At 69.0% G+C, this 14206-nt stretch carries 15 protein-coding genes and 1 pseudogene; 6 read left to right on the top strand and 10 right to left on the bottom strand.

All coding sequences use genetic code 11. From position 1 onward, the window contains the following. The 4 genes and pseudogenes from A5701_RS10170 to A5701_RS10155 form a co-directional block, all read right to left on the bottom strand. On the bottom strand, positions 1-994 hold a 994-nt coding region (locus tag A5701_RS10170), incomplete at its 3' end, for a rhomboid family intramembrane serine protease (protein ID WP_369807405.1). Continuing rightward, entirely contained in the window at positions 991-2295 is a 1305-nt protein-coding gene (locus A5701_RS10165; RefSeq protein ID WP_067752080.1) for an esterase family protein, read from the bottom strand. The genes A5701_RS10165 and A5701_RS10170, both read right to left, overlap by 4 nt. A gap of 329 nt (positions 2296-2624) precedes the next feature. After that, entirely contained in the window at positions 2625-3260 is a 636-nt protein-coding gene (locus tag A5701_RS10160; RefSeq protein WP_255396790.1) for an aspartate/glutamate racemase family protein, read from the bottom strand. Position 3261: 1 nt separating this feature from the next. Then, positions 3262-3886, bottom strand: a pseudogene (locus A5701_RS10155) (carboxymuconolactone decarboxylase family protein); the annotation flags it as partial. A gap of 92 nt (positions 3887-3978) precedes the next feature. Here A5701_RS10155 and A5701_RS10150 point away from each other — a divergent pair. Beyond that, the gene (locus A5701_RS10150) at positions 3979-5055 is read left to right on the top strand and encodes a diguanylate cyclase (RefSeq protein WP_067752038.1); all 1077 of its coding nucleotides are present in this window, start codon (positions 3979-3981) and stop codon (positions 5053-5055) included. On the opposite strand, the gene A5701_RS10145 is transcribed toward A5701_RS10150, so the two are convergent. Genes A5701_RS10145 through sdhC form a run of 4 tightly spaced genes read right to left on the bottom strand, consistent with a single transcriptional unit; the run spans position 5056 to position 8417 of the window. Beyond that, positions 5056-5856, bottom strand: a complete 801-nt coding sequence (locus tag A5701_RS10145) for a succinate dehydrogenase iron-sulfur subunit (RefSeq protein ID WP_067752035.1) — start codon at positions 5854-5856, stop codon at positions 5056-5058. Beyond that, the gene (gene sdhA, locus A5701_RS10140) at positions 5856-7610 is read right to left on the bottom strand and encodes a succinate dehydrogenase flavoprotein subunit (protein WP_067752031.1); all 1755 of its coding nucleotides are present in this window, start codon (positions 7608-7610) and stop codon (positions 5856-5858) included. The genes A5701_RS10145 and sdhA overlap by 1 nt, the downstream gene beginning before the upstream one ends. Before the next feature lies 1 nt (position 7611). Then, a complete protein-coding gene (locus A5701_RS10135) occupies positions 7612-8082 on the bottom strand; it encodes a succinate dehydrogenase hydrophobic membrane anchor subunit (RefSeq protein ID WP_067280659.1) in 471 nt (156 codons plus the stop codon). Continuing rightward, a complete protein-coding gene (gene sdhC / locus A5701_RS10130; RefSeq protein ID WP_067752028.1) occupies positions 8079-8417 on the bottom strand; it encodes a succinate dehydrogenase, cytochrome b556 subunit in 339 nt (112 codons plus the stop codon). Before sdhC ends, A5701_RS10135 begins: the two co-directional genes overlap by 4 nt. A 240-nt stretch (positions 8418-8657) precedes the next feature. Here sdhC and A5701_RS10125 point away from each other — a divergent pair, with 240 nt between their 5' ends. The 3 genes from A5701_RS10125 to A5701_RS10115 are packed head-to-tail and all read left to right on the top strand — an operon-like array spanning position 8658 to position 11427. Next, entirely contained in the window at positions 8658-9056 is a 399-nt protein-coding gene (locus A5701_RS10125; protein WP_067752025.1) for a cytidine deaminase, read from the top strand. Further along, positions 9053-10339 (top strand): thymidine phosphorylase, encoded by a 1287-nt coding sequence (locus A5701_RS10120; RefSeq protein WP_067752022.1) that lies wholly within the window; start codon positions 9053-9055, stop codon positions 10337-10339. The genes A5701_RS10125 and A5701_RS10120 overlap by 4 nt, the downstream gene beginning before the upstream one ends. Further along, positions 10336-11427 (top strand): adenosine deaminase, encoded by a 1092-nt coding sequence (locus tag A5701_RS10115; protein WP_067752019.1) that lies wholly within the window; start codon positions 10336-10338, stop codon positions 11425-11427. Before A5701_RS10120 ends, A5701_RS10115 begins: the two co-directional genes overlap by 4 nt. Positions 11428-11476: 49 nt before the next feature. Here the strand turns inward: A5701_RS10115 and A5701_RS10110 are convergent, their stop codons facing one another. Both A5701_RS10110 and A5701_RS10105 read right to left on the bottom strand, forming a co-directional pair. After that, positions 11477-11761, bottom strand: coding sequence for a GlsB/YeaQ/YmgE family stress response membrane protein (locus A5701_RS10110; protein ID WP_067752016.1), 285 nt, complete (start codon positions 11759-11761; stop codon positions 11477-11479). Between the two features lie 92 nt (positions 11762-11853). Then, on the bottom strand, positions 11854-12525 hold the full coding sequence (locus tag A5701_RS10105; RefSeq protein ID WP_067752013.1) for a GntR family transcriptional regulator: 672 nt from the start codon (positions 12523-12525) through the stop codon (positions 11854-11856). Positions 12526-12678: 153 nt separating this feature from the next. Between A5701_RS10105 and A5701_RS10100 the strand changes: the two genes are divergently transcribed. Both A5701_RS10100 and A5701_RS10095 read left to right on the top strand, forming a co-directional pair. Continuing rightward, on the top strand, positions 12679-13707 hold the full coding sequence (locus tag A5701_RS10100) for a cupin domain-containing protein (RefSeq protein WP_067752009.1): 1029 nt from the start codon (positions 12679-12681) through the stop codon (positions 13705-13707). Between the two features lie 48 nt (positions 13708-13755). Continuing rightward, positions 13756-14206 (top strand): VWA domain-containing protein (locus A5701_RS10095; RefSeq protein ID WP_156670033.1); only part of this gene is annotated, 451 nt, incomplete at its 3' end.

Genomic DNA, 14206 nt, shown 5'->3' with positions numbered 1-14206 from the left:
GCAGCGCCGGGCCCACCGAGGTGATCGCCGAGCCCACACCCGTCCCCAAGGTCTGCGAGACCGCCAGCCGGCACGCTTCACTCAACCCGGGGTCGGCGCACAGCTGATGCATGCGCTCGCTGTCCTCGGCGGGCGAGGCGAACAGCGATTGCAAGATCCGCAGCGGGCCGTAGCCGGGGTAGGCGAGCCAGGCGCCGGTGGAACCGAGCAGGGTCAGCAGCGGGCCGAACGCCGTGGCCGCGACCACGGTGCCCACCAGCACCCTGGACTCCGAGCGTGAGGGCGGCGAGACGGCGGCGCGCGCTTCCGAGCGGTAGAGCAGCCAGCCCAGCAGCAGTCCGACCACCGCGCCGAAAACCCGCAAGACGTCGAGCAGGGTGCCCGAATACAGCGCGAACACCACTACGCCGCTGAACATCACCAATCGCAGCCGGCGTCGCCAGAGCGCCGACAGCTTGAACGTCATCACCACGGCGAGGCAGACCAGCGCCGGCGTGGTGCCGACCGCGACCTCCTTGTCGAGGTTGGTCAACCACGAGTCACCGGTGTGTGCCAGCAGCGCGACGGCACCGACGCCGAGCAGGCTGCTCAGCACCTGGCCGGTCACCAGGAACAGCGCGGTCCGGCGAGGACCGAGCAACCGTTCGGCGGAAACGCCCACGGCCAGGGTGAACAGCGTGGCGACCACGTAGGCGGCCAGCGACACGTTCCACAGCCCGGCGGTGAACGGGGTCCACCAGAAGCCGCGCTCCAGCTGGGACGTGCCGACGGCGACTTTCGAAACGAGGCCGTGGGGCATGCCCGGCGAGTTCTCGGTGTTGTTCGACCACACCGACCACGCGTGGGTGATCGCGCCGAGCACCCACAGCGCGACGACCAGCCCGACGGTTACCGGCGACTGCCGCAGCAGCGCGAGCGCCCGCCGCGCGTTGTGCTGCACGACGGCGCGCTTGTCGAGCACCGCGGTCGGTGCGTCGAGCACCGCGGCGGTCATTGGGTCAGCCCCGTGCGCGTCGCCAGCCAGGGAATCGCCGCTTCGAACGAGGCCCGGAACACGGCGAAGGTGTGCCCCCCGGGAAATTCCTGCCACTGCGCCTTCATGCCGGCCTGCCGGCAGGCCTCGTAGATCTCCCGCTGCTGGGGGTTGTAGACCCGGTCGTCGGAGCCCGCCGTGATCAGCGCGTTGGTGTCGGGATACTGCCGCTTGGCCATGATGTCCTTCGGTGTGACGTTGTTGTAGGCGGCCTCGTCGCCGTTGAACAACTTGGCGACGATTTCGGCGTGGCTGGTCAGGATCGGCTCGCGCTGCCCGGACATGTCCACCAGGTTCGGAAAGGTCTCGGGGGCGCGAAGGGCCACCAGCAGCGAGCAGGTTCCTCCCGACGACAGGCCGCCGACGCCCCACTGCCGGTGGTCCCGGCTCACTTGCAGGTTCGCCGACACCCAGCGCGGAAGGTCCTCGGCGAGGTAGGTCTGCGGCCTGCCCCAGGCGGAGTCGACGCAGCTGGGATTGTTTTCCGCGACGCCCTGTTGGTCGGCCATCACCACCACCGGGGCCAGCCCCTTGTGCTGCGCGGCGAACTGGCCGAGCGCGTCGTCGATGTGCACCTTGTCGATCCAGTCGCGCGGCGCCCCCGGGTCGCCGGGAATGACCACGAGCACCGGCAATTCGGGCCGCGGCGTCGCCAGGTATGCCGGGGGCAGGTAGATCAGCGCCTCACGCGGGGTGAACCCTCCCGAAGCCGGAATCGACGCCTTCACCACCTTGCCGTCCGTGGGCATGTTCGCCGGCGGCTGCCACAGCTGTTCGAGGGTGCCGCCCGCCGAGGCGCGCACCGCGCTGGCCTGGCTCGGCGTGACCGAGGACAGGTCGCCGACTGGGTGCAGCAGCGGGTTGACCAGCTTGCGTGCGGTGGTGAACGCCGCGTAGTGGATGTTGGCCTGCGCGGCGATCACGACCACCGACCACAGCACGCCCAGCACCATCAGCGCGCGTGCCGGCCAGCCGGACCGACGCATCCTGACGGCCGACAGGCACGACACCAGGGCGGCGAGCCCGCCCCACGCGAACAGAGTCCACGGGATGATGTCGGGGTAGGGATGCCAGCGGTAGTTCACTATGAAATAGCAGGCTGCCGCGACCGCCGCCGCGATAGCCACGCACAGCGGCACCGCCCGTAGCCACCACCGGCGCTCGCGCCGCCACAGCAGCGCGACCACGAGGCCGAGCACCGAGACCGCGATCAGCGCCTGCGCCGGGAAGTCGATCAGCGACCAGTCCAAGGGTGACTTCATACCCCTCCGTTTGGCTTCGCACCAGTTCCGCAACCTGTATGCGCCGGCAAGCCGGCCCCCGGTCCGCCGTGGCCGATCCCGCGGTGACTAGCGACGAGCCCAGGAGTAATCGCTGTATATCACGACGTTCGAGCGGTTTTCGGATCTCTGCGAAAAGATTCACCCGCCGCTCTTTTCGCGCGCGAACAACGTTGCGGTGGGCGCTGATGCCTTCAATGTCGCACCGCCCGGACGGCGGCGGTTGCTGAGGCCGCCGTCGGCGACGACCGGCGTCAAGACACGCCGATGCGATTCTCGCGATCGGCGTGTGCAACGAAAAGACTTGCGCCCTAGGGGATATCGCCGAGGCGAACGAGTTCGCCGGCGCTGGGCTGCGGCCGGCGTGGCCGCCAACGCGATAGCGACCAGCGGTGGGACGGGCGTTTAGCGGCAATGGATTCAATGTCGGTCACCGCGGGGGTGGGGGCGACCGGATTCACCAACAAGCGTGCGGATTCCTCGACCAGCGCGGTCACGCTGTCGACGACGGGCTTGCCGGCCATCTCGGCGTCGACGACACCGAAGAGCTCATTGCAGTCCAGCAGCAGCGCGTCCACGTCGTCGCCGATCGCGGCGATCGCCCGGAGGAATTGCCCCGGGACGGGGATCGGAGTCCGGGACCGCCGAAGCGATTCGATGAACCGGTCGATGATCTCCTGATCGCACGGGGCCGGCGCCACGACGGTGATGCCCACCTCGGCCAGGCCGCGCTCGTAGGCCGCGGACGACACCATGATGCTCGACGCGAGCAGGCCGACCCGGCGGACGTCGAGCCGTCGCAGCGTCCGAGCCGTCGCCTCGACCATCCCGACGCATGCCGGTGCGCCCGCCGCGCGTTCGATCGTGGTGGCGTTGCATGCGAGGGCGATCACGTCCGCGCCGCTGCCGGCGAGCGATCGAGACGTCCGTTTCCGGCGATCGGGGATGCTATCCCCCGACTTCGTCAGCCCAGGGCACGCGGCAGGCGTCGCCGGAACTGAAGCCCTGCTCGGTGATCCCCAGCGCGGTGTTCATCCGGGCCCGCATGTTCTCCACGCCGATCTGGTAGGTCAACTCGATCACGCCGGCATCGCCGAACCGGGCGCGCAGGTCGGCGACCTGCTCGTCGGTGACGGCGTGCGGATCGGTGCTCATCGCGTCGGCATAGCGGATCGCGGCGCGCTCGTCGTCGGTGAAAAGTGGTGAGCTGGCGTAGTTGTCGATGTCTTTGAGCCGCTCGATGTCCAGGCCGTCGAGGCGCTGCAGCATGGACCCGAAGTCGACGCACCACGAACAGCCGATGCTGCGCGCGGTCCACAACACCGCCAGCTCACGCACGCCGACCGGCAGCGCCTTGGACGCCCGGTCGATCATCGTCTCGTGCACGGCGCCGGCGACCATCAGCTTGCGGTGGTGGGCCGTCACGGTGAACGGTTCGGGGACCTGGCCGTAGCGCCGCTCGGCGATCCGGTACATCGCGCGGGTCAGCAGGCCGGCGCGCCGGGGGGACAGGGGCTCGATGCGGGTTCTCTGTGTCATACCCCTGAAGACGGGATGGGCCGCCAAAGTGTGACGGACGGAATGTGCCTCGCGTGGCACCGGAGAGTCGTAGCATGCGGCTAGCCTTTCGACGTCGATGAGCGGTGGTGTGATTGCGAGTCAACGATGACCGCGGTGTCTAGCCGGCGGGCCGATCAGTACGACTGGCTCTCCGGCTACCTCGCTTCGCGAGGCCTCAGCGGCGCCACTCGGGCCGTGATGGCGTTCATTTCGGCATCGATGGTGTTGTGCCTGATCGCCCTGCTGGCCGGCTCGGACGGTCCCCGCGGATCGGTACCGGTGGCGATGATGTGGGTGGCCGTCGCGGGCGGGGTGGCGGGGGTGCTCCTGTGGGCGTGGCGCTGGCCGACGCGCGGCCAGTCCATCGCGTTCGGCCTGACGTGCAACACCGCCAGCGCGCTGGCGTGCCTCGCGCATCCGAACCCGCTGGCCGCGCTGATCGGCTGCATCGCCTTTGCGACCTTCGGCGCCTACATGGCGTTCTTTCACACCACCGGATTGGTGCTGTACAACTTCGCGGTGGCCGCCGCGGTGGGATCCTGGGAGGCGTTGTCGCTCGCGAGATCCGGGCATCCCAGCCTCGCCGGGGTGGATCTGTGGCTGGTGATCGAAGTCAACATCGCGCTACCGCTGGCCATCCGGATCCTGATGCGCGCCTTGACCGGAGATCTGCTGCAGGCCGACCGGGATCCGTTGACCGGCCTGCTGAACAGGCGCGCATTCCAGCACGAGGCGCTCGGGATGATCGTGGCGCGCCGGGGCATCGACTCCCACCTGGTGGTCATGCTGATCGACCTCGACCATTTCAAAGCGATCAACGACAGGCTCGGTCACGCCGCCGGGGACCGGGCGCTCGTTCAAGTCGCCCAGGCCCTGTTGGCCGCTTGCGACGACCAGGCGGTGGTGGCGCGCAGCGGCGGTGAGGAATTCCTGCTGGTCGGCACCGCCAAGACCTGCAACGCCGAATCGTTGGCCACGCAGGTGTGTCGGGTCATCGCCACGTCGGCCGCGGGGGTGACGGCCAGCATCGGCACCGCCTGCGCCCAGATCGACGACACCGGAGCCGAACCGCAATCGCTGCTGGCCGAGTTGGTCACCGCCGCCGACGCGGCGATGTACGAGGCCAAGCGGTTGGGCGGCAACCGAAGCAATCATCACGAGCTGTGCGACCCGCGCAGATGATCAGCGGGTGAACATCAGCGCGCGCTTGACCTCTTGGATCGCCTTGGTGATCTGGATGCCGCGCGGGCAGGCCTCGGTGCAGTTGAACGTGGTGCGGCAGCGCCACACGCCGTCGACCTCGTTGAGGATGTCCAGGCGCTCGGCGGCGGCTTCGTCGCGGCTGTCGAAGATGAACCGGTGCGCGTTGACGATCGCCGCCGGGCCGTAGTAGCTGCCCTCATGCCAGAAGATCGGGCAACTGGTGGTGCAGGCCGCGCACAGGATGCACTTGGTGGTGTCGTCGTAGCGGGCGCGGTCGGTGGGGCTCTGAATGCGTTCGCGCGTAGGGGGATTGCCGCTGGTGACCAGGTAGGGCTTGACGGCGCGGTAGGCGTCGAAGAACGGCTCCATGTTGACCACCAGGTCTTTTTCCACCGGCAGCCCACGGATCGGTTCGACCGTGATGGTGAGTTGCTTGCCCTTCTTCTCGGGCAGCAGGTCGCGCATCAGCACCTTGCAGGCCAGCCGGTTGACGCCGTTGATGCGCATGGCGTCCGAACCGCACACGCCGTGGGCGCAGGAGCGCCGGAAGGTGAGCGTGCCGTCCAGGTAGCTCTTGATGTAGATCAACAGGTTCAGCAGCCGGTCGCTGGGCAGGCAGGGCACCCGAAAGCTTTGCCAGCCACCGGTTTCCGCGAAGGCGTCGGGGTTGTCGGGGTTGAACCGGGCGATCTTCACGGTCACCAGGACCGCGCCATCGGGGATCGGCGGTAGTGGCGGCTCGGGTCCCCGCTCGATGTCTGCCTCGACCGTGTCGGTCATCAGTACTTCCGTTCCTTCGGTTCGTAGCGGGTCTGCACGACGGGCTTGAAGTCCAGCGCGATGTCGCTCAGCAGGTCGCTGCCCTGCTTGTAGGCCATGGTGTGGCGCATGTAGTTCACGTCGTCGCGGTTCGGGTAGTCCTCCCGGGCGTGCCCGCCGCGGGACTCCTTGCGGTTCAGCGCGCCGACCACGGTGACCTCGGCCAGCTCCAGCAGGAAGCCCAGCTCGATGGCCTCCAGCAGGTCGCTATTGAACCGCTTTCCCTTGTCGTGCACCGTGATTCGCGAATACCGCTCCTTGAGCGCGTGGATGTCGGTCAGCGCCTGCTTGAGCGTCTCCTCGGTGCGGAACACGGCGGCGTTGTTGTCCATCGACTGCTGCAGCGCGCCACGGATGTCGGCCACCCGCTCGTTGCCGTGCTCGCTCAAGATGTCACCGACCCAGCCGACGACCATCGCCTCCGGGTTGGGCGGCATGTCGACGAAGTCGTGCCCGTCGGCGTAGTCCGCGGCGGCTATCCCGGCCCGACGGCCGAACACGTTGATGTCCAACAGCGAATTGGTGCCCAGCCGGTTGGCGCCGTGCACCGACACACACGCGCACTCGCCGGCCGCGTACAGGCCCGGCACCGTGGACGTGTTGTCCCGCAACACCTGTCCGGTGACGGTGGTGGGGATGCCGCCCATGACGTAGTGACACGTCGGGTATACGGGGACTAGCTCGTGCACCGGGTCGACGCCCAGGTAGGTGCGGGCGAACTCGGTGATGTCGGGCAGCTTGGCCTCGAGCACGTCCTCGCCGAGGTGGCGCACGTCGATGTAGACGTAGTCCTTGTGCGGGCCGGCGCCGCGGCCCTCCAGCACCTCCAAAACCATTGAGCGGGCGACGATGTCGCGGGGCGCCAGGTCGACGATGGTCGGCGCGTAGCGCTCCATGAAGCGCTCGCCCTCGCCGTTGAGCAGTCGCCCGCCCTCGCCGCGCACCGCCTCGGAGATCAGGATGCCCAGCCCCGCCAGGCCGGTGGGATGGAACTGGTGAAACTCCATGTCCTCCAACGGAAGTCCCTTGCGGAACACGATGCCGATGCCGTCGCCGGTGAGCGTGTGCGCGTTGGAGGTGGTCTTGTACATCCGGCCCGAGCCGCCGGTCGCCAGCACCACGGCCTTGGCGTGGAAGACGTGGATCTCACCGGTGGCCAGCTCGTAGGCCACCACGCCGGTGGCGACTGGGCCGCTCGGCGTCTGCGTCAGAACCAGGTCCAGGGCGTAGAACTCGTTGAAGAACTGCACGTCGTGCTTGACGCAGTTCTGGTAGAGGGTCTGCAGGATCATGTGGCCGGTGCGGTCGGCGGCGTAGCACGCCCGGCGCACCGGGGCCTTGCCGTGCTCGCGGGTGTGCCCGCCGAAGCGGCGCTGGTCGATGCGGCCCTCTGGGGTGCGGTTGAACGGCATCCCCATCTTCTCCAGGTCGAGCACGGCGTCGATGGCTTCCTTGCACATGATCTCCACCGCGTCCTGGTCGGCGAGGTAGTCGCCGCCCTTGACGGTGTCGAAGGTGTGCCATTCCCAGTTGTCGTCCTCGACGTTGGCCAGGGCCGCGCACATGCCCCCTTGGGCGGCGCCGGTGTGGCTACGCGTGGGGTAGAGCTTGGTGAGTACGGCGGTCCGGACGCGGGGGCCGGCCTCCACCGCCGCGCGCATGCCGGCACCGCCGGCGCCGACGATGACCACGTCGTAGCGGTGTTGCTGGATCACCTCAGCCTCCGATGTTCGGGTCGAATGTCACCAGCACGTAGGTGCCGAGGACCAACGTGAACCCCATCGACAGCAACAGCAGGCTGTTGAGCCAGAACCGGGTGCTGTCCTTGCGGCTGTAGTCGTCGATGATGGTGCGCAGGCCGTTGCCGCCGTGCAGCTGCGCCAGCCACAACAGGGCGAGGTCCCAGAACTGCCAGAACGGCGATGCCCAGCGCTGCGCGACGTAGTTGAAGTCGATGCGGTACACGCCGTTGTCCCACATCAGCATGATGAACAGGTGCCCGACGGCCAGGACGATCAGCGCGACACCGGAGAACCGCATGAACAGCCAGGCGAACTTCTCGAAGTTGGGGATGCCCGCGCGGCGCCGCGGCGAGCGCGGGTTGTCGAGGCTGGCCGGCCGGTCGTGGCTGCGCTGGCGGACCGGGGCCACCTGGCCGCGGCCCAGCTGCAGGTCGGGGGAGCTCATCGCAGGTGCTCGAAGATGTGAATGCCCGTCACCACACCGGCCGGAACCATCAGCAGCAGGAAGACGATTCCGACGATCCAGAACATCAACCTCTGGTAGCGGGGGCCCTCCGACCAGAAGTCGATCAGGATGACGCGGATCCCGTTCAGCCCGTGGAAGAGGACGGCGGCCACCAGCCCGTACTCCATCAGGCCGACGACCGGGGTCTGGTAGTCGTGGATCACCGCGTTGTAGGTCTGCGGGCTCACCCGCAGCATCGCGGCGTCCAGCACGTGGACGAACAGGAAGAAGAAGATCGTCGCGCCGCTGATGCGGTGCAGCACCCACGACCACATGCCCGGGTCGCCCCGATACAGGGTGCGGGGTGGTCGCCGCCTGCGCGAGGGTGCAGATTGTGCCGCCGGATCCGCGGTTGTCGCCTGTGTGGTCACCGGAGTCCTCACCGCCTTCTGACATCGACCCAGTTCAGCCTAACCCCGCGCGGGGACGACCCGCGCCGAGCGGTGCGCCGGGCGAACTCGCCCGTCAGGGTTAGGGTGACAGTCTTGGGTGGCAAGAGCTGAGCGGGGTCGGGTATGCCTGATGTCGATTGGAAAGCGCTGCGCCGCATGGCAATCGGTGCCGCGGCGGGGGCCTACGCGCCCTATTCGCGGTTCCCGGTGGGGGCGGCCGCGCTGGTGGACGACGGGCGGGTCGTCACCGGCTGCAATGTGGAGAACGTCTCATATGGCCTTGGTCTCTGTGCCGAATGCGGTGTGGTGTCCGCCCTACACGCGACGGGTGGCGGCCGGCTGGTCGCGCTGGCCTGCGTCGACGGCCGAGGGGCCGCGCTGATGCCCTGCGGGCGGTGCCGCCAGCTGCTCCTCGAGCACGGCGGCCCCGAGCTGCTGATCGACCACCCGGCCGGGCCCCGCCGCCTCGGCGAGCTGCTGCCCGACGCCTTCGACGCCGACCTGCCGCGGGAACCCCGTTGACCGACCACGCATTCGACGCGCCGACGGTGATCCGAACCAAGCGCGACGGCGGCCGGCTGTCCGATGCCGCCATCGCGTGGGTCGTCGACGCCTACACCCACGGCCGGGTGGCCGAGGAACAGATGTCGGCGCTGCTGATGGCGATCTTCCTGCGCGGCATGGACCGCGGCGAGACCGCCCGCTGGACCGCGGCCATGCTGGCCTCCGGCCCGCGGCTGGACTTCCGCGACCTGCCGATGCCCACCGTCGACAAGCACTCCACCGGCGGCGTGGGGGACAAGATCACCCTGCCCCTGGTGGCCGTCGTCGCCGCCTGCGGTGCGGCAGTGCCCCAGGCGTCGGGGCGCGGGCTCGGGCACACCGGCGGCACCCTGGACAAGCTCGAGGCGATCGCCGGGTTCACCCCCGTGCTGTCCAACCGGCGGGTGCGCGCGCAACTGCTCGACGTCGGCGCGGCCATCTTCGCCGCCGGCGAGCTGGCCCCGGCCGACGCCAAGCTGTACGCGCTGCGCGACGTCACCGCGACCGTCGAGTCGCTGCCCCTGATCGCCAGCTCGGTGATGAGCAAGAAGCTGGCCGAGGGGACCGGCGCCCTGGTGCTCGACGTGAAGGTGGGCTCCGGAGCCCTGCTGCGTTCTCCGGACCGGTGCCGCGAGCTGGCCCACACCATGGTGGAGCTGGGCGCGGCGCACGACGTGCCGACCCGCGCGCTGCTGACCGATATGAACACCCCGCTGGGCGCGACCGTCGGCAACGCCCTCGAGGTCGCCGAGGCGCTGGACGTGCTGGCCGGCGGCGGGCCGCCCGACGTGGTCGAGCTGACGGTGCGCCTGGCCGGCGAGATGCTCGAGCTGGCCGGGCTCGACGGCCGCGACCCCGCCGCGACGCTGCGCGACGGCACCGCGATGGACCGATTCCGCCGGCTCGTCGCGGCTCAGGGCGGGGATCTGTCGGTTCCGTTGCCGATCGGTGCGCATTCCGAGACCGTGGCCGCGGGGCGGGGCGGCACAATGGGCGATATCGACGCGATGGCAGTGGGGCAGGCGGCTTGGCGGCTCGGTGCGGGCAGATCCCGTCCGGGCGAACGGGTGCAGGCCGGCGCCGGCATCCGGATCCATCGCCGCCCCGGCGACCCCGTGGCGCCCGGCGCGCCGCTGTTCACCCTCTATACCGACACCCCGGAGCGCTTCGGCGCCGCGCTGTCCGAATTGGACGGCGGCTACCGAGTCGGCGACTCGGCGCCCGATCCGCGGCCGTTGGTCATCGATCGGATCCTGACGTGACAACACCGCTGGGCCTCGAGCAGATCAAGCGGGCGCCCAAGGCGCTGCTGCACGATCACCTCGACGGGGGACTGCGCCCGTCGACCGTGGTCGAAATCGCCGGCCAGACCGGCTACGACGGGCTGCCCACCACCGACGTCGACGAGCTGGCCACCTGGTTTCGCACCCGGTCGCACAGCGGCTCGCTGGAGCGCTACCTGGAGCCCTTCTCGCACACCGTGGCGGTCATGCAGACGGCCGACGCGCTGCATCGTGTCGCCTACGAGTGCGTCGAAGATTTGGCCGCCGATTCGGTGGTGTACGCCGAGATCCGGTTCGCGCCGGAACTACACATCGACCGGGGCCTGTCGTTCGACGAGATCGTGGACGCCGTGCTGGCCGGTTTCGCCGACGGCGAGCAGGCCTGCGCCGCCGCGGGCCGGCCGATCGTGGTGCGGCTGCTGGTCACCGCCATGCGGCACGCCGCGGTGTCCCGGGAGATCGCCGAGCTGGCAATCCGGTTCCGGGACAAGGGTGTTGTGGGGTTCGACATCGCCGGGGCCGAGGCGGGCAACCCGCCGACGCGGCACCTGGACGCCTTCGAGTACATGCGAGACCACAACGCGCGCTTCACCATTCACGCGGGCGAGGCCTTCGGGCTGCCGTCGATCCACGAGGCGATCGCGTTCTGCGGCGCCGACCGCCTTGGCCACGGGGTGCGTATCGTCGACGACATCGAGGTCCTAGAAGACGGTCGCGTCCGGCTGGGCCAGCAGGCGGCCATCCTGCGGGACAAGCGGATTCCGTTGGAGCTGTGCCCGAGTTCCAACGTGCAGACCGGCGCCGTGAAGAGCATCGCGGACCACCCGTTCGACCTGTTGGCCCGCACCCGGTTCCGGGTGACCGTCAACACCGACAACCGCCTGATGAGCGATACCACGATGAGCCTCGAAATGTGGCGTTTGGTCGAGGCTTTCGGCTACGGCTGGAGCGACCTCGAGCGGTTCACCATCAACGCGATGAAGTCGGCGTTCCTTCCTTTCGACGAGCGGCTGGCGATCATCGACGACGTGATCAAGCCGCGCTACGCGGTGCTGATAGCAGGCTGACGCCGCCCGCCCGAAATCCGGGTGAGCGGCGCAGCTTTCGGCCGACCGGTTAACGGGTCAGCCGGGTGCCGGTGCGGCGACCGGTCAGCGCTTCGTACAGCGCGATCAGGACGATGGCGGCGCCCACCCCGACGAAGAACGGAACCCAGGCCACCCCGCCGTTGGCGTTGTGGTAACCGAATTGGCTGGCGGCCCATGAGCCGATCAGGCCGCCGACCGCGCCGAGCACGACCGTCATGATCATGCCTACGTTCTGCTTGCCCGGCATCACGAGGCGCGCGACCAAACCGATGATCGCGCCCACGATGAGGGCGAGGATTATGGATGTGATCACTTCGAGCTCCTGTCGTAGCGGCGCCCGGGGTGGGCACCATCTTCGACGGGACTTCCCCGAATCAGGCGACTTCTAACACAATTCGCCTGAGCTCAAATCAGATCGGAAGCCAGCCCGATGGCGCGCACCGTGCTGGCCAGGTGGGTCTGCACCGCGCGCGACGCTCGCGGGCCGTCACCGTCGCGCAGTGCCTCGGCGATCTCGCGGTGCTCGTCGATGATGGTCGTGACCCGGTCCGGATCGCGGAGCGCCGATTCGCCGATCATCCGCATCTGCCGGTCCCGCAGCGACGCGTGGAAACCCGCCAGAATGGCGTTCCCCGATTCGGCCAGGGTGATGGCGTGGAAGGCGCGGTCGGCATCGAGGAAGTCGGGCCAATCGGAGCGGTCGGCGGCGGCGCGCTGCCGCCGAAGCTCGCCGGAGAGCCGATCGAAAATCGCGGCGCACGAGGCGGTCCCGCGGCCGACCACCTTGGTCGCCGCGAACTGCTCCAGGACCAGCCGGGCCTCCATCACCGACCGGACCTCGTCCGGGGACACCGGGACGACCAGGGCGCCCCGCTGCGGGTACAGCCGCAGCAGCCCCTCGGCCTCCAGCCGCAGGAACGCCTCGCGCACCGGCGTGCGCGACATTCCGAGCGCCGTGGCGACGTCGCCCTCGCTGATCAGCTCCCCGCCCGGGAACGCGCCGGTGAGCACCTGCGTCTTGACGTAGTCCAGTGCGCGGTCCTTGGCCGTGGCCGGCCGCGGGTCGATCGGTGCCATCCAGCCTTCCGGTAGCTAAGTCGTATCCCAGCAGTGTGGTGACGGTACACCACCGAAACCCTTGACAGGGCGACAACTGAGATACAAGATAGATACGAAAGAAACATGAGACGCATCGAAGAAGCCCGCGAGCAGGCCGAAGGAGCCGCGAAAATGCCCGTCACCGAACAATCCGTGACCCCGAACCTGGATCCGACGATCCCGGCGCCGATGATCAACGTCGCCGAATACGGCTTCGAAGGTCGTTTCCAGGACTGGGCCTCCGACGCGGAGTACTTCGAGTACTCGAAGGCCGCCAACCCGATCGGCTCGGGCCACGTCCCGCAGGTGCCGGTTACCCGGTTCGATGCGGATACCTACACCGATCAGCCGACCGGTGTGATCCCGCTGGATCTGTCCAAGGAGCTGGGCATCGACACCGGCGCCGCGACCAGCCCCGCGCTGCTGGCCAACTTCGTGCGCATCCGTCCGGGCGAGCAGGTCGATACGAGCCCCAACGCCACCTCGCAGCTTTACTACGTGCTGTACGGGCGGGGCTTCGCCGCGGTCAACGGGCAACTGGTGCAGTGGGAGAAGGGGGACTTCCTGACGTTGCCCGCCGGCACCCACTCGGTCTTCTACGCGGCCACCGACACGGCCATGTACTGGGTGCACGACGAGCCGCTGATGCGCTACCTGGGCGCCGACGCCACCCGGCCGCGGTTCCGCGCCACCAAGTTCCGCCGCTCGGACGCCGTCGCGAAGCTGGAGGAGATCGCGTCACGCCCGGGCGCCAACGAGAAGAGCCGGGTCAGCGTGCTGCTGGCCAACACCAACCAGGAGCAGACGCTGACCATCACCCACGTGCTGTGGGCGATGTTCGGCGTCCTGCCGCCGAACCAGGTGCAGCGCCCGCACCGGCACCAGTCGGTGGCCCTGGACCTGATCCTCGACGCGCCGGCCAGCGGCTGCTACACCCTGCTGGGCACCCGCCTCGACGAGCACGGCGACATCGTCGACCCCACCCGGGTGGACTGGCGCGCCGGCTGCGCCTTCACCACGCCGCCGGGCATGTGGCACGCCCACTACAACGAGACCGGACAGGCCGCACACCTGATCCCGATCCAGGACGCCGGGCTGCAGACCCATCTCCGCAGCCTGGACATCAAGTTCACGCAGCGCCGCGACCTCGTCGCCGGCTGACCCGCGGGAGAGTGCACGGGGCCTACCGGGCGCATAGTGTGGCTGCACATGAAGTTGCCCCTGCTGGGCCCCGTGTCGGTCACCGGCTTTCAGAACGCGTGGTTCTTCCTGTTCCTGCTGGCCGTTCTGCTGGTCCTGGGCATCTACGTCGTGCTGCAGTTCGCCCGCCGCCGCCGCGTCCTGCGGTTCGCCAACATGGAGGTGCTGGAGCGGGTCGCGCCGGCGCGCCCCAGCCGCTGGCGGCACGTGCCGACGATCCTGTTGGCCACGTCGCTGGTGCTGCTGACCACCGCGATGGCCGGGCCGACGTCCGACGTCCGGATCCCGCTCAACCGGGCTGTCGTGATGCTGGTGATCGATGTCTCGGAGTCCATGGCCTCCACCGACGTCCCGCCGAACCGGCTCAAGGCCGCCGAGGAGGCGGCCGGCCAGTTCGCCAGTCAGCTCACGCCGGGCATCAACCTGGGCCTGGTCGGCTTCGCCGGCACGCCATACCTGC

Source organism: Mycobacterium sp. E3305 (genome assembly GCF_001666785.1).
GTDB lineage: Bacteria > Actinomycetota > Actinomycetes > Mycobacteriales > Mycobacteriaceae > Mycobacterium.
The sequence above is the reverse complement of the archived record's forward strand: the minus strand, read 5'-3'. Positions and strand labels throughout refer to the sequence as shown.

Excerpts from the sequence above, each read along its gene's own strand:
- A5701_RS10165 (WP_067752080.1), bottom strand. The coding sequence starts at position 2,295 with ATGAAGTCACCCTTGGACTGGTCGCTGATCGACTTCCCGGCGCAGGCG.
- A5701_RS10150 (WP_067752038.1), top strand. The coding sequence starts at position 3,979 with ATGACCGCGGTGTCTAGCCGGCGGGCCGATCAGTACGACTGGCTCTCC.
- A5701_RS10145 (WP_067752035.1), bottom strand. The coding sequence starts at position 5,856 with ATGACCGACACGGTCGAGGCAGACATCGAGCGGGGACCCGAGCCGCCA.
- A5701_RS10135 (WP_067280659.1), bottom strand. The coding sequence starts at position 8,082 with ATGAGCTCCCCCGACCTGCAGCTGGGCCGCGGCCAGGTGGCCCCGGTC.
- sdhC (WP_067752028.1), bottom strand. The coding sequence starts at position 8,417 with ATGTGGTCGTGGGTGCTGCACCGCATCAGCGGCGCGACGATCTTCTTC.
- A5701_RS10125 (WP_067752025.1), top strand. The coding sequence starts at position 8,658 with ATGCCTGATGTCGATTGGAAAGCGCTGCGCCGCATGGCAATCGGTGCC.
- A5701_RS10105 (WP_067752013.1), bottom strand. The coding sequence starts at position 12,525 with ATGGCACCGATCGACCCGCGGCCGGCCACGGCCAAGGACCGCGCACTG.
- A5701_RS10100 (WP_067752009.1), top strand. The coding sequence starts at position 12,679 with ATGCCCGTCACCGAACAATCCGTGACCCCGAACCTGGATCCGACGATC.